The organism is Pseudoalteromonas sp. SG44-5 (genome assembly GCF_014164175.1).
GTDB lineage: Bacteria > Pseudomonadota > Gammaproteobacteria > Enterobacterales > Alteromonadaceae > Pseudoalteromonas > Pseudoalteromonas nigrifaciens.
Genome location: NZ_JACJES010000011.1, coordinates 55480 through 81015 on the forward strand (window position 1 = coordinate 55480; position 25536 = coordinate 81015).

The 25536-nt window shown below is 43.1% G+C and carries 19 protein-coding genes; 10 read left to right on the plus strand and 9 right to left on the minus strand.

Translation table 11 applies throughout. The annotated features are described in order from the left end of the window. Positions 1–46: 46 nt before the first annotated feature. On the minus strand, positions 47–517 hold the full coding sequence (locus H5079_RS12175; RefSeq protein ID WP_011328783.1) for a hypothetical protein: 471 nt from the start codon (positions 515–517) through the stop codon (positions 47–49). A 1160-nt stretch (positions 518–1677) separates the two neighbouring features. On the opposite strand from H5079_RS12175, the gene H5079_RS12180 reads away from it, so the two are divergent. Both H5079_RS12180 and H5079_RS12185 read left to right on the plus strand, forming a co-directional pair. After that, positions 1678–2883 (plus strand): acetyl-CoA C-acyltransferase, encoded by a 1206-nt coding sequence (locus H5079_RS12180; protein WP_182684180.1) that lies wholly within the window; start codon positions 1678–1680, stop codon positions 2881–2883. A 55-nt stretch (positions 2884–2938) separates the two neighbouring features. Further along, the gene (locus H5079_RS12185) at positions 2939–3733 is read left to right on the plus strand and encodes an SDR family oxidoreductase (RefSeq protein ID WP_011328786.1); all 795 of its coding nucleotides are present in this window, start codon (positions 2939–2941) and stop codon (positions 3731–3733) included. A gap of 205 nt (positions 3734–3938) precedes the next feature. On the opposite strand, the gene H5079_RS12190 is transcribed toward H5079_RS12185, so the two are convergent. The 6 genes from H5079_RS12190 to H5079_RS12215 form a co-directional block, all read right to left on the minus strand. Next, on the minus strand, positions 3939–5132 hold the full coding sequence (locus tag H5079_RS12190) for an acyl-CoA dehydrogenase family protein (RefSeq protein ID WP_011328787.1): 1194 nt from the start codon (positions 5130–5132) through the stop codon (positions 3939–3941). Between the two features lie 25 nt (positions 5133–5157). Continuing rightward, a complete protein-coding gene (locus H5079_RS12195) occupies positions 5158–6315 on the minus strand; it encodes an acyl-CoA dehydrogenase family protein (protein ID WP_089368585.1) in 1158 nt (385 codons plus the stop codon). Between the two features lie 21 nt (positions 6316–6336). Then, positions 6337–7947 (minus strand): FadD3 family acyl-CoA ligase, encoded by a 1611-nt coding sequence (locus tag H5079_RS12200; RefSeq protein WP_182684181.1) that lies wholly within the window; start codon positions 7945–7947, stop codon positions 6337–6339. A gap of 10 nt (positions 7948–7957) precedes the next feature. Next, positions 7958–9682: an FAD-binding protein gene (locus H5079_RS12205; RefSeq protein ID WP_182677274.1), complete on the minus strand. Its 1725-nt coding sequence runs from the start codon at positions 9680–9682 to the stop codon at positions 7958–7960. Positions 9683–9761: 79 nt separating this feature from the next. Next, a complete protein-coding gene (locus H5079_RS12210; protein ID WP_182684182.1) occupies positions 9762–11456 on the minus strand; it encodes a class I adenylate-forming enzyme family protein in 1695 nt (564 codons plus the stop codon). Beyond that, positions 11453–12556, minus strand: coding sequence for an MBL fold metallo-hydrolase (locus H5079_RS12215; RefSeq protein WP_182684183.1), 1104 nt, complete (start codon positions 12554–12556; stop codon positions 11453–11455). Before H5079_RS12215 ends, H5079_RS12210 begins: the two co-directional genes overlap by 4 nt. 153 nt (positions 12557–12709) lie before the next feature. Between H5079_RS12215 and H5079_RS12220 the strand changes: the two genes are divergently transcribed. Beyond that, positions 12710–14110 (plus strand): MFS transporter, encoded by a 1401-nt coding sequence (locus tag H5079_RS12220; RefSeq protein ID WP_011328793.1) that lies wholly within the window; start codon positions 12710–12712, stop codon positions 14108–14110. Between the two features lie 18 nt (positions 14111–14128). Continuing rightward, positions 14129–15223: a Rieske 2Fe-2S domain-containing protein gene (locus H5079_RS12225; RefSeq protein ID WP_011328794.1), complete on the plus strand. Its 1095-nt coding sequence runs from the start codon at positions 14129–14131 to the stop codon at positions 15221–15223. 79 nt (positions 15224–15302) lie between these two features. Here H5079_RS12225 and H5079_RS12230 read toward each other — a convergent pair whose 3' ends face one another. Both H5079_RS12230 and H5079_RS12235 read right to left on the minus strand, forming a co-directional pair. Then, positions 15303–17471 (minus strand): TonB-dependent receptor domain-containing protein, encoded by a 2169-nt coding sequence (locus H5079_RS12230; RefSeq protein WP_182684184.1) that lies wholly within the window; start codon positions 17469–17471, stop codon positions 15303–15305. A gap of 352 nt (positions 17472–17823) precedes the next feature. Beyond that, complete coding sequence (locus tag H5079_RS12235) at positions 17824–19263, minus strand: coniferyl aldehyde dehydrogenase (RefSeq protein WP_182684185.1); 1440 nt, start codon at positions 19261–19263, stop codon at positions 17824–17826. 394 nt (positions 19264–19657) lie between these two features. On the opposite strand from H5079_RS12235, the gene H5079_RS12240 reads away from it, so the two are divergent. The 6 genes from H5079_RS12240 to H5079_RS12265 are packed head-to-tail and all read left to right on the plus strand — an operon-like array spanning position 19658 to position 25523. Next, positions 19658–20638, plus strand: a complete 981-nt coding sequence (locus H5079_RS12240; RefSeq protein WP_011328797.1) for a flavin reductase — start codon at positions 19658–19660, stop codon at positions 20636–20638. Continuing rightward, on the plus strand, positions 20635–21423 hold the full coding sequence (locus H5079_RS12245; protein ID WP_182684186.1) for a fumarylacetoacetate hydrolase family protein: 789 nt from the start codon (positions 20635–20637) through the stop codon (positions 21421–21423). The genes H5079_RS12240 and H5079_RS12245 overlap by 4 nt, the downstream gene beginning before the upstream one ends. A 24-nt stretch (positions 21424–21447) precedes the next feature. Further along, entirely contained in the window at positions 21448–22350 is a 903-nt protein-coding gene (locus H5079_RS12250; RefSeq protein WP_058373846.1) for an acetaldehyde dehydrogenase (acetylating), read from the plus strand. 11 nt (positions 22351–22361) lie between these two features. Continuing rightward, positions 22362–23396, plus strand: a complete 1035-nt coding sequence (dmpG, locus tag H5079_RS12255) for a 4-hydroxy-2-oxovalerate aldolase (RefSeq protein WP_182684187.1) — start codon at positions 22362–22364, stop codon at positions 23394–23396. After that, positions 23393–24706, plus strand: coding sequence for an MFS transporter (locus tag H5079_RS12260; protein WP_041454514.1), 1314 nt, complete (start codon positions 23393–23395; stop codon positions 24704–24706). The genes dmpG and H5079_RS12260 overlap by 4 nt, the downstream gene beginning before the upstream one ends. Positions 24707–24755: 49 nt before the next feature. Further along, positions 24756–25523: an SDR family oxidoreductase gene (locus H5079_RS12265; RefSeq protein ID WP_011328802.1), complete on the plus strand. Its 768-nt coding sequence runs from the start codon at positions 24756–24758 to the stop codon at positions 25521–25523. Positions 25524–25536 lie beyond the last annotated feature (13 nt).

A 25536-nucleotide genomic window follows, 5' to 3' on the forward strand; every position in this document is an offset into this window, starting at 1 on the left:
TATTCCTTTTCCATGTGATATATGTTTATGTTTAATAATTAATGGTTTACCGCACGCCACCAGAGACTGCAGATGGCGTCATTTCTATGCGAATAACATCCTGGTAATTTCCTGCATAAATTAAAGGGTCTACTAGCTCTAACTGTAGTTTTGCTACACTGTTAAATAAAATTTTATCAACATTAAATGTTTGTGATACTGTTAGGGTCTGTGACGAAACAGACATACTTTGATTAGCATCTGCAATTGACAAGTTAACGTTATAAGCATTTAAGTGAGTACCCTGCTGGTGGCGCAAACCACCGTTTTCTGACAGCATAGATACCCGCATAGGTGAGTTACAATTAATTGCTAACTCTGTATTAGCGAAGCCATCTGAAGAAATAATTAAGTTTTTATTTTCTGCCGTGAACTCACATTTAGGTGAAATGTACCCAACTAAAGTAAGTGCTACTTCATCGTTGCTATATGCATTACATGCAAAGCAACATAATAAATAACCTAGATATTTTTTCATTATTGCCATTTCCTTTGAGCAACTTCGGTAAGACGATTTAATCTTAAGATAAAATAACGGTTTAGTGAGTTTTCATTTGCTTACTTATCAAACAACCCTGCAATTAAATGTAATAGTATTAGTACTTAATTTTTATAAATATGCGTACTAAACAATTCACAAGCCTCAACGACCCTTAAATTAAAAACCGTTTTAATGGTGTGTAAAATATGTGTTTATAATTTATAAACAACGTAAAACTAGGTAAACAAAAAATAAACTGTCTTTATTTGATCCTAATAACTTTTATAAACTCTATTAGCTAAACATAATTAAATACCTCGTTCACTTTTCATTCATTTCATGTGTTTTTTTAGCCTGTTTAATTAATAAAAAACAACTTTCCCACTTAAAAAATTCTTTTTAATTAGAGCCTGTTTACCATCTAAGGTTTAATTTTTAGCAATTTGCTTGGCTTTTAGGTTAGACAGAGCCTATGTAATGTCGTTATTTCCCACATACTAGGTGATATAGACGTATAAATGCCAAACACACGCTGATCGAGTAGTTTTGCCAAGGGTGATGAACTATTTTTATCTACATGGGTATAGGTGAGCGGCGGAAGCTTTGCTCGTTTTTACTTATTTTTACTTGGTTTTAAGCTAGTAGAATAAGGAAAAAACAGTTACCGAGCATACTAGGTTACAAATCTCGCACCGCGATTAAAGCCCCCTAGAGTGAAAAAGGTTCAACCATGAACGGTCAATATACCCTAACTACTTTCAATAAATTGCAGGAACCACAACGTAAATTCATTAAAATTAATTCCGTTTGTAACTGTTTCCCTTTCTAAAATCCGCGGCAAATGTTGTCTTGCTTTACTCATCACTATTAAAGCTAAACTCGCCCAATAAGCGAATTAATAAGCAGTACAAACCAATTACTAATTCTCTTTATTTTACTAATTAGTTATTGCCTACCTCAAATGGTCGATGTTCACAGTGACGCGATAAGGGTTAATGTAGATATGGAAAACTCTATTTTTACCCGTGGTAATAATTTCAATTAATCTGACTAATTTAACCAATACACACGTGTTATTGCAGCAACTCAGCATTATTACCTAGCTAAAATTTAACCGTAAGAGTGCCTTTGCACTTCAAAATAAAAAAGGAATAATCATGCGCGAAGCAGTTATAGTTTCTACCGCCAGAACGCCTATGGGCAAAGCCTTTCGTGGTGCCTTTAACGATACCGAAGCGCCTGCATTATCAGGTCATGCAGTTGAGCAAGCCGTTAAACGCGCGGGTATTGATGGTGCTGAGGTTGATGATGTGATCATTGGTTGTGCAGCCCAGCAAGGTACTCAAGGCTATAACTTGGGCCGTTTAACAGCGACCGCTGCAGGCCTACCTAATAGCGTGCCGGGTATGACTCTTGACCGTCAGTGTTCATCTGGATTAATGAGTATAGGTTTTGCGGCGCAAAATATTATGCTTGGTTCAATGGATATTGTGGTTGCCGGTGGCGTTGAATCTATTTCTATGGTGCAAAACAAACACAAAAATACTTATCGTAATATTTCAAAAAAAGTACTGTCGCATTCAGAGCATGCCTATATGCAGATGATCGAAACGGCAGAAGTGGTTGCTAAGCGCTACAACATTTCACGTTTAGCGCAAGATGAGTACAGCTTACAGTCGCAACTGCGTATTGCTACGGCGCAAAAAAACAACCTGTTTGATGACGAAATTGTGCCAATGGCGTCTACTAAATCAGTATTTAACCGCGAAACCAAAGAAGTGACCTTTGAGGACGTATTACTAGCTAAAGATGAAGGCAACCGCCCTTCTACAACTATTGAGAGCCTACAAAGCTTAGAACCGGTGTGGAAAGATGGTCGCGTTATTTCACAAGGTGAATTTATTACAGCAGGTAATGCAAGTCAGTTATCTGATGGCGCATCAGCCTGCGTGGTAATGGACTCACAATTAGCGGCGCAAAAAGGCTTAGCGCCAATGGGTGTGTTTCGTGGTATGGCGGTTGCAGGTTGCGAGCCCGATGAAATGGGTATTGGCCCTGTGTATGCTATTCCTAAGCTATTAAAACAACATGGTTTATCAATTGATGATATTGGTTTGTGGGAAATTAACGAAGCGTTTGCGTGTCAGCTTATTTATTCGCGCGACTACCTAGGTATTGATAACAATAAACTTAACGTTAATGGCGGCGCTATCGCCATTGGCCACCCCTTTGGTATGAGTGGTGCGCGTATGGTGGGCCATGCCCTTATTGAAGGCAAGCGTCGCGGTGTTAAATATGTTGTGGTGAGCATGTGTATTGGCGGTGGCATGGGTGCTGCGGGTTTATTTGAGGTATGCCTGTAAGGCAACCTTAATTTGCACAGCAACATGTTAGTCTAATTTAAGTAAGGAGATATTAATGTCTATACTCGATAGATTTCGCCTCGATGGCCAAGTCGCTATTGTTACCGGCTCAGGGCGTGGCATAGGTGCTGCCATAGCACTGGCATTAGCCGATGCGGGTGCCGATATTGTAGTCACTGCCAGAACCATCGAAGATATTGAACAAACAGCAGCGCAAATACGCCAACGCGGCAGCCGCGCTTTAGTCGTTGCGTGCGATGTACTTGATGAGCAACAACGACAGTCATTAGTTGATAAAACAATTGAGCATTTTGGTCGACTCGATATTTTAGTCAATAACGTCGGTGGCTCAGGCGCAATTAAGCCTACACTTAGCAGCAGCGCAGCAGAGTTAGAAAATTGCTTTAAGCTCAATACCGCTACCGCGTTTGATTTGTCACGTATTAGTGCCCCGCACATGGTAAATACCAGTGGCCAAGGCAGTATTATTAATATTTCATCGGTAGCTGGGCAGTTAGCTCAGCCCGGCTTTATCAGTTACGGCATCGCCAAAGCGGCATTAAATTTTATGACGCTTAATTTAGCGCAAGATTTTGCACCTAAAGTGCGCGTTAATGCAATTAGCGTAGGCTCAACCCTTACCGAAGCACTTAAAGGCGTAATGAATGATGAAATGGAGCAGGCTATTGTTAAACGTACACCTATGAATCGCTTAGGTCAGCCTGAAGATGTAGCGGCTTGTGCGTTATTTTTAGCCTCGCCGGCGGCGGGCTATATCACTGGTGAAATTTTTGGTGTTAATGGGGGACTAACCGACGCGCCAATGCCTATGCCTCGCAGTAGTTTTTAACGTCCTTACTGTATTCAAATAAAGCCCGCTGATTAAGCGGGCTTAGCTTTACAGCCCTTCTTACTCTTTAGTTAATTTTTGAACTCACAGCCTTCGCTAAAAATAACCCCACCAGCCCAGTCGTAATGAGCAATAAAATAAGTAACCTGATGTGCTGGTTAAGCGATTTTTTATCCGTTACATCAGGTTAAGTAATACAATTATTTTATGCGGTTATTTTAGGCTCTTTGGGCATACCTAAGCCACGTTCAGCAATAATGTTACGTTGTATTTCGTTAGTGCCACCATAAATGGTATCTGAGCGAACAAACAAATACATAGCCTGTAAACGGGTTAATGTATAAGGGCCTGACTCTAGTATTTCGGCTTCGGGGCCAAGTACATCCATTGCCAGTTCGCCTAAATCACGGTGCCATGTTGCCCAAAATAACTTATAGATCAGCGCTTCTTTTTGTAAGCCGCCATCACCTGTATCTGAGAGCATACGCATACTGTTGTAGCGCATTATTTTAAGCCCTATATGAGCGTCAGCAATGCGTTGGCGAATAGTTGGATTTTGGCTTTTACCATTGGCTTTGGCTATATCAATAATTTGATTAAGCTCATTTTGAAACTGCATTTGCTGACCTAAGGTCGACACGCCACGCTCAAAATTAAGTAAACCCATAGCAATAGCCCAGCCTTCACCTGGTTGCCCTACAATATCGTCGGCATCACATTCGGCTTGATCAAAAAATACCTCATTAAACTCAGAGGTGCCGGTAAGCTGCCTTATGCCACGCACTTCAATACCTGGCTGATCCATTTTCATTAAGAAAAAGCCTAGCCCTTTGTGAGCGCTAGAATTTGGGTTAGTACGCGCTATAACAAAAATATAGTCAGATTCATGCGCAAGCGATGTCCACACTTTTTGCCCGCTAATAATCCACTTACCTTTGGCTTCGTCAAAATGTGCCTTGGTATTAACATTAGCTAAGTCTGAGCCTGCACCAGGCTCAGAATAACCTTGGCACCAAAGTGCGGTTCCGGCTGCAATGCCTGGCAAGTATTTTTGTTTTTGCGCTTCACTACCAAAGGCAATTAACGTTGGCCCAGCAAGCCCTTCACCTATATGCCCAACACGACCCGGCGCACCGGCGCGAGCATATTCTTCATTAAAAATAACTTGCTGCTCAATAGAGCACCCTCGGCCACCATATTCTTTAGGCCAACCAATGCAGGTCCAACCTCCTTGCGCGAGCTTTTGTTCCCACTTTTTACGCTCCAGAGGAAACATGTGTTCATCCCCTGGGCCACCGCGAAATTTAAGCTGCTCAAATTCACCCACTAAATTCTCAAAGAGCCAAAGTGCCACTTCGGCGCGAAATTTTTCGTCTTCATCACTAAAACTTAATTTCATCTGTTTTACCTTTTTTAGCAGCCGTTTAATCTAATAACAATGTTGCGACGTGTTCACGATGATAAGCAGCATCACCTAAAAATAACTCAGACGACTTGGCTCGTTTAAAATATAAGTGCACGTCATATTCCCAGGTAAACCCTACTCCACCATGAAGTTGCAGCGCATCTCCGGCATTTTTAAAGTAGCCTTCTGAGCAATACGACTTAGCTACGCTGGCTGCTTCGCCTAACTCATCGGCCAACAAACCACCACTGAGCGCCTCCTCTGCTACGCACGCAGCGTAATAAACGGCTGAGCGCGCCACCTCGGTACGCAGCATCATATCTGCCGCTTGGTGTTTAACTGCTTGAAAACCCGCTATAGGCCTACCAAACTGCACTCGCTCTTTGGTGTACTCTACAGTTAAATCTAATACTTGTTGCGAGCCACCTACTTGCTCTGCTGCAATGGCTATAGCAGCTAGTTGCAATACTTTATTTAGCTGTGGCCAAGCATTATTTTCCTCGCCCATTAATTGGCTGCTGCTCACTCGCACATTATCAAACACTATTTCTGCCTGTTTACGTGTTTGATCCATAGTTGGCAACCAAGTGCGCTTTACTCCAGGTGTGTCTGAGTCTATTGCAAATAAACTTATTCCTTGCTCGCCCTCACTGCCTTCACTACGTGCGGCAACTATTAATAATTGCGCCGTGTGGCCATCTAGTACATAACGATATGTGCCATTAAGTACATAATCATCGCCCTGTGCAGTTACAATGCCTTGCACTGCTGTTGCGTCCCACTGGCCATTTTTACTGGTATAGGCAAGCGTAGCGGTTAAACTACCTTCACATATTTGCGTTAAATATTGTTGCTTTTGCTCATCAGTGCCGGCAACTATTAAGGCATTACTGGCTAAACACACGGTTGAAAAAAACGGCGAACATAATAAATAACGTCCCATTTGCTCCAGCATAACCACCAAATCTACATAGCCTAGTCCCATGCCGCCATATTCTTCCGGTATATGAATTGCCTGCCAGTACATTTCTTCGCAAATACGTTGCCATATTTGTGGATCAAAGCCTTGCTCAGTGTCCATTGCGCTGCGTATTGCATTCGATGACGATACTTCAGCTAAGAAGGCTTGCGCAGTATCGCGGATCATTTTCTGCTCTTCGGTAAATGAAAATTCCAAATGTTTGCTCCTTCTAAAATTTTACTGTTGCAAAAAATGCTTTATCAGTTCTGCTTTAACTACTTTGTTAGAAGCATTTACTGGCATTGCGTCAATTATTTTGATTTTTCTGGGTACTCGATAATTTGCCATGCGCTCACGACACCAAGTCATTAACGTTGCCTCATCAAGTTCTGCTGATGATTTTAAAGTAATAAATGCACAGCCAACTTCTCCCATGCGCTCATCTTTAATTCCTACCACTGCAACTTGTGCAATAGCGCTGTGCTCAATAAGTACTGCCTCTATTTCTGCCGGATAACAATTAAATCCGCCCGAAATGTACATATCTTTTAGTCTGTCGGTAATGCTTAAATAGCCATTTTTATCTAAATGCCCAACATCGCCGGTGTGCAGCCAATTGTCTTTATCTATGGTTTCGGCGGTGGCTTGTGGTTGCTCAAAATACCCTTTCATTACATGAAAACCACGAATACAAATTTCGCCAGTTTCATTAGCACCGAGTATTTCACCCTGCTCAGACATTATTGCTATTTCGGTGCCTTCAATTGCGCGGCCACTGGTACTGGCGATGGTGGCAACGTCGGTATCAATGCCACAAATACTTGCTAAACCACCGCACTCAGTTAATCCATAGGCTGTGGTTACCACTTTAAAACCTAATAACTCACGCATTCGCTCTATTAAAATAGGCGGAATAGTTGCAGCGCCAGTAACGGCTATGCGCAGGCTACTTAAGTTAGCGCTTGCCAACTGTGGATGAGCAAGCAATGATAAATAAAGTGTTGGTGGCCCAGGTAATACGGTTATTTTATCTTGGCTAATTCGGGCAAGTACATCATCGGCGTCAAACACTGCTTGTGGTAAAATAGTCGCGCCTGCTAATAAACAACTTACCCATCCGGCTTTATAACCAAAGGCATGAAAAAACGGATTAACCACTAAATAGCGATCGCCAGGTACTATGCCTAAGGTTTTTACAAATACGCTAAACGCTTTAATTATTGCCCCATGGCGGCTCATAACACCTTTGGGTTTGCCTGTAGTGCCAGAGGTAAACATAAGATCAGACAAATTATCTGCACCAACCCCTAAGGCAATTTCACGGGCACTGCGCTCATCTATGCTGTCTTTTCTGGCTAAAAAGCTTTGCCAATCACAACAAATATCAAGTGGCTCCCCTTTACGTGGGGTTAAGGTTACAATCGACAGTTGCTGTGGAGTGAATAATTTTGCCAATTCGCCGGGGTAGTCACTTTTTAAAAAGTCACCAACACTAAACACTAACTTTGCGCCACTGCGATTTATAATTTCAGCCGCTTCAACTGCTTTCATACGGGTATTGATAGGTACTAACACTGCTCCGGCCATTTGCAAACCAATCGCGGCAAGCACCCAGCGCCCAGAGTTTGCTCCCCAAATAGCCACGCGATCGCCCGGTTTTATTCCAAAAGCAATAAGTGCACGGCTAACATTTAAACTCTCAGTAGGTAAGTCTTGATAGGTTATTTTTGCTTCGCCATCTTCAATGGCAGTAAGTTGTCCATGGCGCTTTGCAGCAGCAAACACTAATTTAGGAATACTATCCACTTCGCTGCTAATGCCAGGGTCTAATGAATTATTGATCGTCATATGCAATTCTCTAGTCATTAGCTTCTGCGCCGCGGTTAGCTGTAATGTGATTAGCCGCAACGTAACCAAAGGTCATAGCTGGGCCAATTGTTGCACCCGCGCCTGGGTAACTTGTGCCCATAACTGAGGAGGAACTATTACCTATGGCATAAAGTCCTGCAATGGGCTCACCCGATGGGCGCACCACTTGGGCATACTCATTAGTAAGCAAGCCACCTTTAGTGCCAATATCGCCCGGATGAATTTTTAATGCGTAATAAGGGCCTTTTGTTAGCGGTGCTAAACAAGGATTAGGTTTTACTTTGGTGTCGCCGTAATAACGGTCAAACACATTACCGCCACGGTCAAAGTCTTCATCTACACCCGTTGCTGCGTAGTGGTTCATCTTTTGTACTGTTTGTGCTAATCCATCAGCATCAATATTAACTAGTTTTGCCAGCTCTGCTAAGCTATCGGCTTTAAAATAAACCGAGCCTAACCAGGCTTTGGGCGCTCTGCTATCTGGCATAATTTTGCCAGGCATCAGTGGTCCCATAGCGTATTCATGGCGAAAATGGCCATCAAAAACCACCCAAGCAGGAATAGAATTACCCATTTTTTGATGATTACGATACATAGCATCACCAAATTCTAAATAAGGCGCTGCTTCGTTAAAAAACCGTTGCCCTGCACCATCAACAACAATAGCACCAGGAAAGGCTCGCTCGGCAAATAAACCACGAGCGTTGCGCTCTTTAGGTACATTTAAGGTAGGTGTCCACCAGCACCAATCAAGTAAATCGGTGGCTGCACCTAGTTTTTGCCCCGCTTCTAATGCCGCGCCAGTGTTACCGCCTTTAGGTGTTGCACTCCAGCTTTGTTGTGACGGTGCCGGTAAATATTTTTCACGTAATGCTTGATTTTGCTCAAAGCCACCACTGCCCATTATTACGCCATAACGCGCATTTAATGTAAGTTCTTGGCCATCGCGTAGCACTTTAATACCAGTCACTTTGTCGTTATTAATAACAAAGTCGGTAAACTCTGTATCGCGCCATAATGGAATATTACGATCGCATAACGAGTGGCGCAGTGATGCCACTAAACTCGCGCCTAACCCTGCTCTGCGATCGCGGCGTCCTTTTTTACGCTGCTTAAAGTCCAATTTATAACGTAGCATTAAACCAATTATCATCAGCATCCAGCCGCGCTCCTTCGACACTGCTTTATGTGCTTGGCGCGCAGTCCACGACATTTTCCCCATCAGTAATGCATTACCGGCAGCAGGCTGTTGGTTATCCATTTCATCGCCCAGCCCTGTGGTATCGTATAGCTCTGGATCCATACTACGCCCACCCGGTAATGAGCCTTCAAGGTGTTGATAGTAATCGGGGTACTTATCGGCAACCGCAAATTTAACGCGGCTATTAGCTTGCAGCTCGCGCAGCATTTTTGGTGCATTATCTAAATAGGCACGAATACGCGTCTCATCAACACTGCCTTGGCTGGCCGCTTTAATATAAGTGAGTGCTGCTTCATAGCTGTCTTTGCCGCCAAGTGCACGAAATTCATCGTTATTTGGGATCCAAATACCACCTCCAGATATTGCAGAGGTGCCTCCGTATTTATCGGTTTTTTCAACAATAAGTACTGAGTTACCCTGATCGGCGGCAAACAGTGCTGCAGTCATTGCACCCGCTCCCGAACCGACAACAATTACATCGTAATTTTTTTCAACATCATTGGCTGTGGTCATCTACCTTCTCCTGTTCAATTATTTTTATTCACTAATGACTAATCTGCGCTTTATTGGCTTTTTTAACGGCGATTAACATTTATTGATAAAGCTTTGTTTTTAATTTGTTTCTTAAAATTTTACCAGCCGGATTACGCGGTAATTTATCTTCCATAAGATGAATTTTCTGCGGTACTTTATATTTAGCCAGTCGTTGTGCTACATGTGCGAGCAATTGCTGCTCTTCAATAAACTCGCCTTCTAATGGGCAAACAACAGCAATAACGGCCTCACCGGTTTCTTCATCTGGAATACCAAACACTGCTACTTCGGCTACCGCAGGGTGTTCAAGCAAACACGACTCTACTTCGGCTGCGGGAATATTTTCCCCCGCGCGGTTAATCACATCTTTAATACGGTCAACAATAAACAAAAAGCCTGCGTCGTCTATATAGCCCAAGTCGCCGGTATGTAACCACCCAGAGCGTATTGCATCTTGAGTTGCTGTTAAGTCGCCAACATACTGATCCATTAAAGTAATACCGCGCATACATACTTCGCCCACGCTATTGCTAGGTAACGACTGTCCATCTGCTGCGCAAATACGTACTTCCATAATGGGCGAAATAAGCCCAGAGCTTTTGGGTGCATGACGAAATAAATCGCCAGACGCGGCTGCGCCCACGCCATTGGTTTCGGTCATACCAAAGCCAATTCCTATCATTTGCTCAGGTAGGCTAGACAGCGTTTTATCAATTAAGCTGGCTGGTAGTCCTGCGCCGCCAAAACCTAAGCCACTAAACGAGGCCATAACTTCTGCACTATGAAAACTCGGCTCTCGTAATAACTGCATCACCATAGATGGCGCACCATTAAATTGTGTTACTTGCTCTTTTTTGATCAGTTCAATTGCCTCTAGCGGATCCCACTTATGGGTAAACACTAAGCGCCGCCCGCCACGTAATGCCGACAATAACTGGGCATGTAAACCACTTACATGAAATAACGGCACCGCGGTTAAAATAGTAGGCACCAGTCCTTTTTCCATAATTAGCGCTAATGCTTTAGGTGAGGTCATTGCCGATATTGCACCAATAAAGTCAATATTATAAAGTGCTTGGCACACTGCAATATGGCTCGACTCAACCGCTTTAGCCACGCTGGTCGCACCTGAGGTAAACAGTACTAAAGCCGCATCGGTCGCTGTTATTGTGGGTGGTTCAATGCTGTGTGCTGAATAATTAAGCGCCTCTGTAAAGTCTATTGCTGCAGCAGATTGCGATAAATCTAATGCTGTATCGTTTAATACTAAGGTATCGGTTAACCACTCATTACTTTGGCTAATTCGCTGCCATCTTGGGCCATCACAAATTAATAATTTAGGCGTAATACCATTAAGTGCAGTTATTAGCTCTTGCTGCATCCCAAAACTGTTGAGTGGTGCAGGTACTGCACCTATCAATGCTATCGCGCAAAAAGCAATAACCCACTCAGGTCGGTTACGCATTGCAATAGCAACACGATCCCCTTGCTTTATGCCATGTTGCTGCAAGTAACTGGCAACATTATCAACGTGTTGAAAAAACTGTTTATAGCTGCAGTGCTCTCCCTGATAAACCAAAAATGATTGCTCATCAGTGCGCCTTGCATCATTAATCACTTGCGCTAAATTAAGCGGCGCGTTGCAATACACCTGATAACTTTGACCATTGATTTGCTTATTAGTGATTTCAAATGGTGCGCCAGGTGCCATTAATTGTGATTTAGTGGCAGTGACTAAATTAAATAAACTCATAATGTATTCCCAGCTGCTAATTTTTTGTCCGTGAGTAAGTAACTATTAATGCCTGAATCAGTTTTACGCTGACAAAATAATTCATCATTACTTTCTAACCAATTTAGGTGCGCTAAGGTTTCGCCCAATGCCATCATACTTTCTATGGGTGAAAGAGCGCGTTTAAATAAATGCTTCATTGCCTGATAGGCATTAAATTCAGGAGCTTGCAGTGCAAATGCTCTTAATATATCTAACTGCTCAAAATGATGATCAATCAACTGTTGTACTCGTAAATGCATGTGGCGAAATACTGGGCCATGGGCTGGTAATACTAAGGTTTGTGGGTCGAGCGTTTGTAGCTTTTCAAGCGAACGTAGCCAGTTTTTTAATGGCTGACCTTGCGGCTCTAACTCAGACACTAAAATATTTGAACTAATATTGGGCAATAACTGATCGCCAGCTAGCAGTAGCTTGTCGGCTTCACAATAAAGGCACGCATGCTCTGGCGAATGCCCCTCCCCTATGACTATTTGCCAACGGCGCTTACCTATGGTGAGCACATCCCCTTCACGCAGACGATTAAATGACGGCGGGCTAAATTTTATAAAGGGATCTTTACGGCAACTAGTAATGATCACGTCTAACTCATCTCGTGGTAAACCTGCACTATGATAAAAATCTAACTGGTTGTCACTGCCTAGTGCTACGGTGTTATTACTCAGCGTTTTTAGCATGTAAAACTCACCAAAAGTCATATATAGCGGCACATTAAACGTGGCCATTAACCAACTAGCTAGGCTGCTATGGTCATAATGAAAATGCGTACAAATAACGCCTTTAATTACTTTTTTGTTGCAATGTTGTTCTATTACCGTTAACCACAATTGCCGTGTTGTGTCATTATTAAGCCCGGTATCGAGAATATACCAACCGTCGTTATCTTCGAGTAAATAAAGATTTATATGATCCAACGACATCGGCATAGGCATACGTAACCACAACAAACCTTCAGCTATCTCCACTACCGAACCATCCGCATTGGGTGGAGTAATTGGATATTCTAAAAGGCTATGCAGCTGATGGCCTTGTGATTCTTTGGGTAAAATCATCGATTTCATTATTTCTCCAAAAATAAGTGATCAGCGCGTTTATATTTTCTTAACTTAATAAGAAGCCATTTAGCGATTCTGTAATACGTCCAAAAGGACGATGCTGAAATTATTAGCAAAGTTAAGGTAGCTTAAAACAATATCAAAAAGAGAGTGCAATAAATGCAAGTAGGTCAAAGTTCATTAAGCGCAGGTCGGACTCGTCTGACGCTATTATTGCTTTCTATTATTTACGTTTTTTCGTATATCGATCGCAATTTAATTGCCATTGTTCTTGAGCCAATTAAATTAGAGTTTGGCGTATCAGATACTATTATGGGCGCGGTGAGCGGCCTTGCATTTGCCGTTTTATACTCTGCGGTTAGCTTTCCGTTAAGCCGTATGGCCGATAGAGGCACCGACCGTAAAAATATTATTGCGGTATGTTGTGGGCTCTGGAGCCTTGCCACTATGGCCAGCGGTGTTGTTACCCAATTTTGGCAATTTGTAGTTGCCCGTATGACAGTTGCCATTGGTGAAGCAGGCGGTACATCACCGTCTATTTCTATGGTATCTGATTTATACCCTCCACATCGTCGCTCATTTGCAATTAGCTTATATATGCTTGGCCCACACATTGGTTTGTTAGCCGCCATGGCATTAGGTGGTTGGATAGCCCAAGAGCACGGCTGGCGCGCAGTATTCATCTTTTTCGGTATTCCAGGGCTATTACTAGCATTGCTACTTTATGTTTTTGCAAAAGACCCTGGCTTAGGTGTTTATGACACCGACGCTGAGCGTAATATTCGTGCCCAACCGCAAGAAAACTTTTTCCGTGCTGTTGCCGATATTATGAAACTAAAAGGGTTTTTCTTAATTTGTATGGGTACTGCCGTTGCTGGCATGGTCGGCTATGGTTACGCCATTTGGGCCCCTACTTTTATGGTACGCAATTACGATATGTCACTTTCACATGCAGGCCTTACCTTTGGTATAGCCAGTGGTGTTTTTGCTGCTACTGGGTCAATGTTTAGCGGTTATTACTGCGACAAACTAAGCCAAAAAGACTGTCGTTGGCAATTACGTATGCCTGCGATTGGCGTATTAATTAGTATTCCTTTTGGCTTGGCTTTTTTACTTTGGCCTGCCGGCGCCTTTTGGCAATTAGGGAGCCTTAAAATACCGCACGCGATTATATTTGCTGCTGGCTTTAGCTTTTTTAATAGCTGGTGGCCAACACTTGCATTCGCTGCAGTGAGCCATTTAGTTAACAGCTTTCAAAGAGCTACTAGCATTGCAATCTTAAGTTTATTTTTAACCTTTTTTGGTGCCGGTATTGGCCCATTGCTAACCGGTACACTCAGTGACTTATTTTCTGTTGGTGATGCGGGTGAAGGCCTTAAGTACGCCATTGCAGTGATGATTGCTTTATCGTTGTTTTCGGTTTGGTTTTACTACAAAGCCATTGGCCCTTATCAACAACGAATAGCAAGTAAAGTAAGTGATAACGATAAAACAGCGCAATCTTATAATAATAAAGCAGATTGCACCTCAGACAATAATTCAAGTACATCTACTACCTAAATATAAAAAGGAATACTTATGGCCACTACACAAGATTATCGCCTCGGCGATTATACATTCCCAAGAGGTTGGTTCATGATAGCTACGGCTGAAGAGATCAACACGCATAAGCCCCTAGCCGTACGGTTTTTTGGTCGCGATTTCGCACTATATCGCGGTAGAGCAACAGGTCGAGTGGTACTACTCGACGCATATTGCCCGCATATGAAAACGCATTTAGCCGCCGAAAATGATACCTCTTACGTTATTATTGATGGCGGTGGTACCAACATCGAAGGCGATAGCATTCGTTGTCCTTATCATGCATGGCGTTTTGGCCCTGATGGCCAATGTGACGACATTCCTTACCACGACGGACCAATCCCAAAAACAGCCTGTATTAAAGCGTGGCCTGTGGCCGAGAGCATGGGTGCAATTTGGATATGGCACGATCCTGAAAATGGCGATCCTGAGTGGGATCACCCAAGTTTGCCACAATGGGACGATAAAGCGTGGGTACATTGGCGCTTTGACGACTTGGGAATACTTGAGCAGCATCCGCAAGAAGTTATTGATAACATTTGTGATTATAGCCATTTAGCACCAATTCACGGCTCTACCGTACAGCGCTACGAAAATGAATTTGATGGCCACGAAGCAATTCAACGTCAATGTGGTCCGCACCGTACTTTAGTAGGCGAAGATGGCGCAAGCCCAGTGCTGCATACAATAACTAAATACCATGGTCCGGGCGTATTAATTTCACATTTGACTGGCTATTACGAGTCTTACTTAATGATAACACATACCCCTGTAGAGGATGGTTCAATTAGAGTTTGGCACGCATTATTAGTTAAATCACCGGGTGGCAATGAAGTAGCCACAGTAGAGGATGAAGTAGCAGCACGCCAGTTCCAAGACGCAAGTAAGTTTGCATTTATGCAAGACTTCCAAGTGTGGACAAATAAAGCACCTTGTTTTAATGGGTTGTTTTTACCAAGTGATGGCCCGTTTATGAAAGCGCGTATTTGGTACAAACAGTTCTTTAATCCAAGAGCGCGTAAAGAAGAGTTCCAAAGCAAAGTAAATGGCGTATATGTGCCTAAAGGCACCGTAGCTTATACCCAAGACTAATCTATTTTTAAATAAATTATAGATACAAAAAAGAGCCCCTACTTAAAAAGTAGGGGCTCTTTTTAGCTGTAACTCTTTATTAAAATGAGTAAGTTATTTCTGCTCCATAAGTTACTGGGTCGCCATAGTAATTTAAGCCACCAATGAATACCCCTGACGAATCACCCAACGGCACACCGTTAATTCGGTACTCTTCGTCGGTCATGTTTTTACCCCAAATAGAGGCACTAAAGTCACTGCCGGCAATTCTTTTAAGTGAAACTCGGGCGTTAAGTAAGTTGTATTTTTCAATACGAGTATATTGGGCCGAAGGTTGGTTATGAAACGCAAAGTGATCGTCCACAAAGCTGTAGTCGGCACCGGCGCTAAATTCACCAAGGGCTGTTTCACTAATGTAATTTAACCCAAACGACCATTTATTTTTTGGACTATAGGGAAACTCGGCACTGTCGGTAACATCGTTTGCTACCCCAGTGTACACATCGTAAGTAATAAACTTGTCGTATTTAGGGTCTAACAAACCGTAATTAAAGTTTAGCGTTAAATCATCGGTTAATGCCGCTACCAATTCAAACTCTAACCCCGCCACTTTTGCCGATCCTGCGTTTTGAATATCTGAGTACGCACCTAAGTATTCCGACATTTGCATATTGGTAATATCGTTATAAAACACCGCTATATTGGCTTGAATACGTTGATCTAACCAACGCGATTTAAGGCCCCATTCGTAGGCAATTACTTCCTCTGGTGCATAGGGTTTTACTGCTAATGCTTGCGTTGCTGCTTCACCGTTAAAACCACCCGCTTTCCAGCCTTGTGATACTTTTACATAGCTGTGAATATTGTCTGCTAGCTCATAATTAAGTGATGCCATAGCCGAGGTGTTATTCCAAGTATCGCCCGCTGTGGTGTATGGCAGTGGGAAAAAATAAGCAAAGCTAAAGTCATCTGGGTGTTCTATATAAAATGATTTTTCTTCTGTGGTCCAACGCAGACCCCCTGCCAACATTAGCTTGCCGCTTAGTCGATATTCTACATTACCATAAGCGGCAACCGAGGTAGACTCAACACCATAATAGTTATTCACTGTGCCAAAACCCAGTACATACGGGTTGTTTACATCAGATTCTTCTTTAAAGTAAAACAAGCCTGCAACGTAGGTTAAATTATCTATATCGCCAATAAATTGTAGCTCTTGTGATACTTGCTCATGCTCTACATGGCGGTAGGTATGAAAGCCAAGAAAATCAGCGCCATCGTAGTCATTGCCATCATCGTAATCTATTTCACGTAGTGCCGTAATTGACTTAATAGTTAAGTTATTACTTTGCTGCCATGTAACTGTAAGTGCATGGCCCGAGCTTTTAGAGCGATCAAATATAGCGCCATCTAATGCAGCACTTTCTTGGCGATCTTTCGTATCTTCTGGCATTGCACCGGCAATATAGACTTGGCCCAACGGAGGAGTGTTTTTTTTATTACTGCTATCGTAAGTGTAGTAAAACTCTAGATTATCGCTGTGCTCATACAAGGCACCAAAACGCAGTGAGGTAGAATCAAGCTCTTTAAACTTATCAATATCAGAACTTGTCGAAAGGTTATCGTAAAAGCCGTCGCGCTGTTTTTTATTAGCGGTAAAATTAAAACTGAGTTTGTCGTTAATTTGCGCCGAGTCGGCAGTAACATAAACATCTGTCATACCGTAGTTACCTGCCCCTACGCGTACTTCGCCGGTAAACTCACCACTGGGTTTACGCGTTACAATATTAAGCGCCCCACCTATTGTATTTTTACCATAAAGCGTCCCCTGCGGCCCGCGCAGTACTTCAACGCGCTCTATAGCGGCTACATCAAATAAACCACCGACATTTTTAGATACAAATACCCCGTCTATATACACACCAGTGGTGGGCTCCCAGGTAACCGCAGGGTTAATTGTAACCGAGCCACGAATAGCAATTGTAGCACCAGTACTGCCGCCTGGAGTTTCTGATATTTGCATGTTTGGCGTATATACACTGAGATCTTCAACATCAGTAATGCCTTTATCGGCCAATGCTTGGGCATTAAACACGGTAACTGCCGTAGGTAGCTCTTGTAAGTTTTGTACCCGCTTTTGCGCGGTTACTTGGATCACTTCCAAACCTTCTTTTTTAGTACTTTGCTCTTGAGCCGCTAGTGTCGAATTTGCCATGCTAATTAAGGCTAACGCTATCGCTGCATTTAGTGGTTTTTTATTAATATTCACTATTTAGTCCTTGTTTAAAATTGAACGCGAGTAAAATTAACTAACAGGAATATCGCCAGTTACGCGCGCTGTACCTAACACTACATAAGTTAATTTTGAGACCGCTTTGCACGGCCTAAAAACTTAACGTATTGCGTTTTCATAATTACAAAAAGCAAATTGCTGTATCACGTTATAATCGCGTGTTTATCAACAATAAATGTAAGGTTTTTATCCTCGCACACTATTACAAAAACTAAATAGTCCGCATGAACGATAACTAAAAATAATGAGGAATAACAAAGACTAAAAGGCAGGAATTAATAAGTAATATTAGGCACTGTTATTATTAAAGTAACAGTGCCGGTTAACGTCAGTCGGCCGTTACTTGCGCGACCATCATAGCTTTAAATTGCTCATGATGCGGCGGTAATAAGCCCCACTCACCACGAGGGTCGTGTTTTGGGGCAACAAATACAGTACGCTGATGGCTAAAGGCTAAAAAGCCTTCACGACCATGATAATGCCCCATACCCGATGCACCTACGCCACCAAATGGCGCATCGTGCATTGCCGCATGCATTAAGCAATCATTTATCGCTACTCCACCCGATGAAGTGTTTGCTAAAAGCTTACTCAGCTCTGCGTCATTTTCGCCAAAATAATACAGCGCTAGTGGTTTAGCACGGCTGTTAATATCGTTAATAACGCCATCTATATCATCATAAGGAAGTAGCACTAATGCAGCGCCAAATATTTCTTGCTGCATAATATCCAGCTCTTTATCTGGGGATATAACTAATTGCAGTGGTAAACGTTTATCGCTTGTGACCAACTCTGCTAAATTAGCAACCTCATGACTACTAAGAACTTGGCATCCAGCATCGCGAGCTTGCTCAACTAAATCGACAACTCGCTGGCAATGTTGGCGGTTAACGCTAGGTACAAAATCTGGATTATGAGTGATTTCTGGATAAAAGTGACGAAAATTTTCGAGTAATAATGCAGCCACTTGATCAAGCTTATTACGCGGTACATAAACAATGTCAGGGCTAACACACACTTGGCCGCCATTATTACTTTTTGCTAAAGCTAAGCGTTTGCAACTTTCGCTTAAATCGCAATCGTGGCTAAGCACTGCCGGCGATTTACCGCCAAGCTCTAAGGTAACTGGCACTAAATTTTTAGCCGCTGCCGCCATAATTTTTTTACCTACTTGGGTACTACCAGTAAATACTAAATGATCGAACGGCAGTTCGCTAAATTTAGCACCAGTGTCGGCGCCACCTGTAACTACACTCACTAGTAATGGGTCTATGTGTTTGGCAAATAATTGCGCTACTAAGGCCGCTGTTTTAGGCGTGACCTCAGATGGTTTAAGTATGGCGCGGTTACCCGCCCCTAATACACACGCCAACGGGGCAAATAAGGTATAAAGTGGCGCATTCCAAGTACCTATAATACCCACACTGCCTTTAGGTTGGTATTCAACCCGTGCGGTACTACCGAGTTGATCATAAGGGGCAAACACTTCGCGGCTTTCACTTTTAAGCCATGGTTCTAAGTTGTCGCGGGTATATTTAAGGCTGGCTAGCGAGCCGAGCACATCATTCATAATAGAAAAGCCTTGGCTGCGACCATTAAAGTCAGCTTCTATTGCCTCGGCAAATGCTTGGTGATGCTCTACAAGTAAATTTATAACTTGTTGAATACGCTCTCGCCTTTGCGCTACAGTTACCAACATTTGCAATTTATGCGCTTGTTGCTGATGCTGCAGCAAAGCTGCCATTGAACCTGAATCTTTGCTGTTCATGCACTATATCCTTACTAGGTTTTACACTTGCCTGGCGAACAATATTTGCTTACACACCATATTGCAGCTTTTGCATTGCAAGTAAACTAATTGAGCTGTGCTTCCTTTCTAGCTGTTTTTACTCAAATAAACCTCGTCCACTTGGACGAGCTCTCGTATTTAAATTATTTAATGTACGGTTGCTGCAGTCACTATTTTGCCCTATTTAAATAGGCCACTTAAAGCTAACCTTCGCAATAAAACTTAACCGCTGTTTAATATAAAATAACCTAAATAAATTGCTGAGTAATCATATAAATAGCAAATGCCTGTGTTGTTTAGTCCATTAAGACGATGATGAAAAATAGCCAGATCATGATACTGAAGTTATATAACAGTAATAAGGCGAGTTAACATGGCACAAGCAGAATTTGATAGTCAGGCATTTAGACAGGCGCTCGGTAGTTTTACTACTGGCGTAACAATTATTACTGCCACCGCTCCAGATGGCACCCCTGTTGGTCTTACCGCAAACAGCTTTAATTCTGTTTCGTTAGACCCACCTATGGTGCTATGGAGCTTGGCAAAAACCTCTCTTAGTGTGGCTGCCTTTAGCGAGGCCGAGCACTGGAACGTTCATGTTCTCTCGCAGCACCAACAAGAGCTGTCAAATAAATTTGCCGCAAAAGGCGAAGACAAATTTAATGACACTAATCTCGAAGCGGGGATTAGCTCTGCACCACTTATTGCCGATTGTAGCGCGCGTTTTCAGTGTCGTAATATGGTAACGCACGATGGGGGTGATCACCTTATTTTTATAGGTGAAGTACTGGGGTTTGATCATCAAGCACTACCGCCACTGGTGTTTCAGCAAGGTCAGTACGCAATGACTGCACGTAAACCGTGGGCAGCGGTTAACTTATCTAGTGAACCTACAGCGCCGCAGTGCAGCTACAACGAAGATTTACTAGGTTACTTGCTTGGGCGTTCACATTTTCAAATGCTGTACCGCATGCGTAAAGTACTCGATGAGCAAGCGCTGGAAGATTCACACTTTTTTGCATTATCGGTATTAAATATTCAGCAAAATCTGAGTTTAGAGCAGCTAAATACCCACCTTGATTATACCGGCCACAGTGTCAATCTTGAAGATATGGCCTTTTTAGAAAAGCAGGATCTTATTTGCCAAAAAAGCGAAGACAATTACCAACTTACCACCGCTGGGCGAGAAACCTCACTACACCATATTGCGCAAGCAAAAGTAATTGAAGAAGAGCTCATTACAGAGCTTGGTGCAGGCGACGTAATGGCATTAAAGCTATTACTTAAACGCCTTATTCATCAAACCGATCCTGGCTTACCTGATCTTTGGTCTACAGAGGATAAAAGCGCATGAGCGAACTACACCAGCATTTAGCACAAATTCTTTATGATGCGCAGCAACAGCGCACACCTATTGCGCCATTAATTAAAAATAACCCTGAGCTTACAATCGACGATGCCTATCAAGTGTCGTTAAAAACACTGGCAATACGCACTCAGGCTGGCGAAAAAATCATTGGTAAAAAAATTGGTGTTACCAGTGAAGCAGTGCAAAAAATGCTTAATGTGCATCAGCCCGACTTTGGCTTTTTAACCAACACTATGCACCACCCTGATGGCAGTAATATTAGCCTTAAAAAATCACATTTAATTCAACCACGCGCCGAAGGCGAAATTGCGTTTTGCCTTAAACACGACTTACAAGGCCCAAACGTTACCGCAGAGCAAGTACTTGCTGCGACTGATTGGGTGGCACCGTGTTTTGAAATTGTTGATTCGCGTATCGAAAACTGGCAAATCACCATAGTTGATACCGTGGCCGATAACGCCTCATGCGGGGTATTTGTAATTGGTGATAAACATACCGACCCTAGCACACTCGATTTAGCTGCAGCCACTATGGTAGTTAAACACAATGGTAAACAAGCAGTAACCGGTGTGGGCTCAGCAGTACAAGGGCATCCTGCGCAAGCAGTTGCATGGCTGGCAAATACGCTAGGCGAGTATGGTATAGAGTTTAAAAAAGGCGAAATTATTCTGTCGGGAGCTCTGGCTCCTCTAATAGATGCTAACAGCGGCGATCATTTTAGTATGGAGATCGAAGGTCTCGGTTCATGCTCTGTCAGCTTTTGCGATTAACAGTTAACCCACGAGGGAAGTAACATGAAAAAGATTAAATGCGCCCTGATCGGTTCAGGAAACATTGGTACTGACTTACTTTATAAGCTCAAACGCAGTGAGATATTAGAACCCGTTTGGATGGTAGGCATAGACCCAGACTCAGAAGGCTTAGCGCGCGCACGCGAATTAGGTATTAAAACCACCGCTGAGGGTATTGATGGCTTAATACCGCATATTGAAGCCGATGAAATCAAAATTGCTTTTGATGCAACCTCAGCCTACGTGCATGGTGAAAACTCAGCTAAAGTGAATGCAAAAGGCGTGTTGATGATAGATTTAACCCCGGCGGCTATTGGCCCTTTTTGTGTGCCTCCGGTTAACCTAAATCAACTTAATGCTGATATTAAAAACGTTAACATGGTGACCTGTGGCGGCCAAGCAACTATTCCTATGGTTGCTGCGGTATCGCGCGTACAGCCGGTTGAATATGGTGAAATTGTTGCCACTGTTTCATCAAAATCAGTTGGCCCAGGTACACGCCAAAATATTGATGAATTTACTCGCACTACCTCAGGCGCAGTGGAGCAAATTGGTGGCGCTAAAAAAGGCAAAGCCATTATTATAATTAACCCTGCTGAGCCACCATTATTAATGCGCGACACCATCCATTGCTTAACCGAAACAGAGCCAGATCAAGCCGCTATCACTGCATCTGTGCATGAAATGATTGCTGAAGTACAAAAGTATGTTCCAGGCTATAAACTAAAAAATGGCCCGGTGTTTGATGGTCGTAAAGTGTCTATATTTTTAGAGGTTGAAGGTTTGGGCGATTACTTGCCTAAATATGCCGGTAACCTTGACATAATGACCGCGTCGGCCGCGCGTACTGCAGAAATGTTTGCACTACAAATGCTAGGTCAATCGCCATCAGATAGTCAATCTTAAGGAGTAATATCATGGATTTAAAAGGTAAAAAAGTTACCCTGCACGATATGTCATTACGTGATGGTATGCATGCTAAGCAACATCAAATTAGCTTAGATGAAATGGTGTCTATTGCCACTGGCTTAGATCAGGCGGGCATTCCTTTAATTGAGGTTACCCATGGCGACGGTTTAGGCGGCTCTTCACTTAATTATGGTTTTCCTGCTCATACCGATGAAGAATACCTAAGTGCTGTAGTGCCAAAAATGACCCAAGCTAAAGTCTCAGCGTTATTAATTCCGGGCATAGGAACGGTTGATCACTTAAAAATGGCTTATGATCATGGCGTAAGTACAATTCGAGTGGCTACTCACTGTACTGAAGCTGACGTTTCAGAGCAGCATATTAGCGCAGCGCGTAAAATGGGTTTAGATACCGTTGGCTTTTTAATGATGGCACATATGATCAGCCCAGAGGAGCTACTTGCACAGGCTAAACTAATGGAGTCTTACGGTGCTAACTGTATTTACTGTACGGATTCTGCTGGTTACATGTTGCCCGACGACGTAAGTACCCGTATTGCGTTACTGCGCAGCGAACTTAACAGCGAGACCGAAATTGGCTTTCATGGTCATCATAATTTAGGCATGAGTATTCCAAATTCGCTGGCGGCAATCGAAATGGGCGCTAACCGCATCGATGGTTCGGTGGCCGGTTTAGGTGCCGGTGCAGGTAATACGCCGTTGGAAGTATTTACCGCGGTACTTGATCGTATGGCAGTTAATCACGGTATTAATTTATACAAAATTATGGATGTTGCTGAAGACTTAGTCATGCCAATGATGGATCAACCTATTCGTATTGACCGAAACTCATTAACTTTGGGTTATGCAGGTGTTTATTCGTCATTTTTATTATTTGCAGAACGCGCCGAGAAAAAATACGGTGTACCTGCACGTGATATTTTACTTGAACTCGGGCGCTTAAAAACCGTAGGCGGACAAGAAGATATGATAGACGACACCGCAATGACTATGGCTAAGGCCTTAAAGGCGGCGAAAGCTTGAACATAAAAAAATCTAATTGGCGCCAACATGCTTTATTGTTGGTGCTTACTTTATTTTATATAGAAAGTTTTGTTGGGCGACAAATTATGGCGGTGATGATTGAACCCATCAAAGCTGAATTTGGCGCCTCAGATGCGCAAATGGGCTTATTAACTGGCCTAGGTTTTGCCATTGTATTTACTTTAACCGGTTTATCGGCCGGCAGACTTGCTGACAAAGTGAGCCGCACACGTTTGTTAGCCGCCAGCGCATTAGTGTGGGGCATTATTACAGCACTTAGCGGCATAACTGCAGGCTTTATTAGTTTACTAATAATGCGTATGTTGGTGGCAGTAGCTGAAGCACCGGTTACTTCGGCCTCTTTATCGTTACTTTCGGACAGTTACCCGGTTGAGCGACGCTCATTTGCGATTAGCTGTTTTACCTCTGGCGCTACCTTTGCCGCCATTATTGCGCTTACCTTAGGTGCATATTGGGTAGAGCTGTATGGATGGCGAGAAACCTTTTTTATTATCTCTACTCCCGCTTTGTTTATTTCTTTTTTGCTATTTTTTGTGATGCCCGAACCTAAACGCGGTCAATACGATGATGCCATTAGCTCTCCAACTTCACCGCTGCAGCCTGCACTAACCACAGGTTTTAGAGCATCAACAAAAGCATTGTTAAAGCGCAAAGATTATCGACTATTAGTTTGCTCAAGCGCCATTGCAACGTTAGGCGCAAATGCGTTTGGCATGTGGAATGCCACTTTTTTAGTACGCAGCCACGACTTAACACTGAGCCAAGCCGGCATGATGGCAGGCTTTTTTGGCGGCGGTGCGGCAGCGATTGGAATTCTTTCTAGTGGCTATTTGGCTGATAGAATCGCCAGACGAAAAGGTGTTTTATGGCTACCTATACTAGGCCATATACTGGGGTGGGTATTTATTGTTATATATTTTTTATGGCCTAAAGGCTTAGGCGATGACCTATTTTTTGCCGGTATTCCATTTGCTATGCTGTTTTGCACCTTAGCGAGTTTCTTTTCTGTATGGTGGGTTAGCCCTTGTCTCACATTACTCACTTCAATTGTACCGGGCACTCAGCGGGCATTGGCTATTTCAATGCAAACCGTGCTGATTACTTTTTTAGGCATAGGTGTTGGGCCTATGTTGGTGGGCGTGCTTAGTGAAGTATTTAGCGAGGTGGCCGGTGTTGAATCCTTACGTTATGCTTTACTTATTAGTACGAGTACAACATTAATATCGGTATTTTTACTGTTTAAATTAAAATCTTATCAAGCAAAACAACTCATAAAACCCATTCAGTAAATTAAACTTTGTTTTAATTACTATTAACCAATAATGCTAGGAGTTTATTATGTCAGTTACCGCAGTTACAGGTTCAGCATCAGGGATTGGCGCCGCCGTTTGTGAAAAACTACGCGCAGCAGGTCATACTGTGATCGGCATAGACCGCCATCAAGCCGAAGTTAATGCCGATTTATCATCCCCTGAAGGTCGCGCTAATGCCGCAGAGCAAGTTATCAAATTAGCCAATGGTAAACTAGATGGCCTGGTTTGTTGCGCGGGCCTTGGCGTTACCGCACCAAGTAGCAGTTTAGTGGTTTCGGTTAATTATTTTGGCTCAACCGAGTTAATTGAATTACTTCAACCTGCACTCGCTAAAGGTGAGCAGCCAGCTATTACCGTTATTGGCTCAGTGGCCGCCAGTCAACAAGTGGCAGATCCACACCCTATTATTGAGTTAATGCTCAACAATGACGAGCCAGCCGCTCGCGCACTGGCAGATGAGCTTGGCCAACCACAAATAGCCTATTCGGCATCTAAATACGCACTCACTGTGCATTGTCGTCGTTTAGCCGTTAAAACGGGGAGTACCGGCGTGCGTATTAACTTAGTTGCGCCTGGTGCAATTGAAACTCCACTGCACGAAGCCTCTAAGCAAGATCCACGTTTTGGCGAAGCCGTACGTAACTTTGTTGCGCCTATTGGTCGCAATGGTCAGCCAAGTGAAATTGCCGATGCGGTCAGTTTTTTACAATCAGCCCAAGCCTCTTTTGTGCATGGCAGCATTATTTATGTAGATGGTGGTATGGACGCCATGATGCGCAGTGGCAAGTTTTAAACACTAAATATTA

Bases quoted from the DNA above. Each gene is read 5' to 3' on its own strand.
- H5079_RS12175 (WP_011328783.1), bottom strand. From the start codon at position 517: ATGAAAAAATATCTAGGTTATTTATTATGTTGCTTTGCATGTAATGCA.
- H5079_RS12180 (WP_182684180.1), top strand. From the start codon at position 1,678: ATGCGCGAAGCAGTTATAGTTTCTACCGCCAGAACGCCTATGGGCAAA.
- H5079_RS12185 (WP_011328786.1), top strand. From the start codon at position 2,939: ATGTCTATACTCGATAGATTTCGCCTCGATGGCCAAGTCGCTATTGTT.
- H5079_RS12190 (WP_011328787.1), bottom strand. From the start codon at position 5,132: ATGAAATTAAGTTTTAGTGATGAAGACGAAAAATTTCGCGCCGAAGTG.
- H5079_RS12200 (WP_182684181.1), bottom strand. From the start codon at position 7,947: ATGACGATCAATAATTCATTAGACCCTGGCATTAGCAGCGAAGTGGAT.
- H5079_RS12205 (WP_182677274.1), bottom strand. From the start codon at position 9,682: ATGACCACAGCCAATGATGTTGAAAAAAATTACGATGTAATTGTTGTC.
- H5079_RS12210 (WP_182684182.1), bottom strand. From the start codon at position 11,456: ATGAGTTTATTTAATTTAGTCACTGCCACTAAATCACAATTAATGGCA.
- H5079_RS12215 (WP_182684183.1), bottom strand. From the start codon at position 12,556: ATGAAATCGATGATTTTACCCAAAGAATCACAAGGCCATCAGCTGCAT.
- H5079_RS12220 (WP_011328793.1), top strand. From the start codon at position 12,710: ATGCAAGTAGGTCAAAGTTCATTAAGCGCAGGTCGGACTCGTCTGACG.
- H5079_RS12225 (WP_011328794.1), top strand. From the start codon at position 14,129: ATGGCCACTACACAAGATTATCGCCTCGGCGATTATACATTCCCAAGA.
- H5079_RS12235 (WP_182684185.1), bottom strand. From the start codon at position 19,263: ATGAACAGCAAAGATTCAGGTTCAATGGCAGCTTTGCTGCAGCATCAG.
- H5079_RS12240 (WP_011328797.1), top strand. From the start codon at position 19,658: ATGGCACAAGCAGAATTTGATAGTCAGGCATTTAGACAGGCGCTCGGT.
- H5079_RS12245 (WP_182684186.1), top strand. From the start codon at position 20,635: ATGAGCGAACTACACCAGCATTTAGCACAAATTCTTTATGATGCGCAG.
- H5079_RS12250 (WP_058373846.1), top strand. From the start codon at position 21,448: ATGAAAAAGATTAAATGCGCCCTGATCGGTTCAGGAAACATTGGTACT.
- dmpG (WP_182684187.1), top strand. From the start codon at position 22,362: ATGGATTTAAAAGGTAAAAAAGTTACCCTGCACGATATGTCATTACGT.
- H5079_RS12265 (WP_011328802.1), top strand. From the start codon at position 24,756: ATGTCAGTTACCGCAGTTACAGGTTCAGCATCAGGGATTGGCGCCGCC.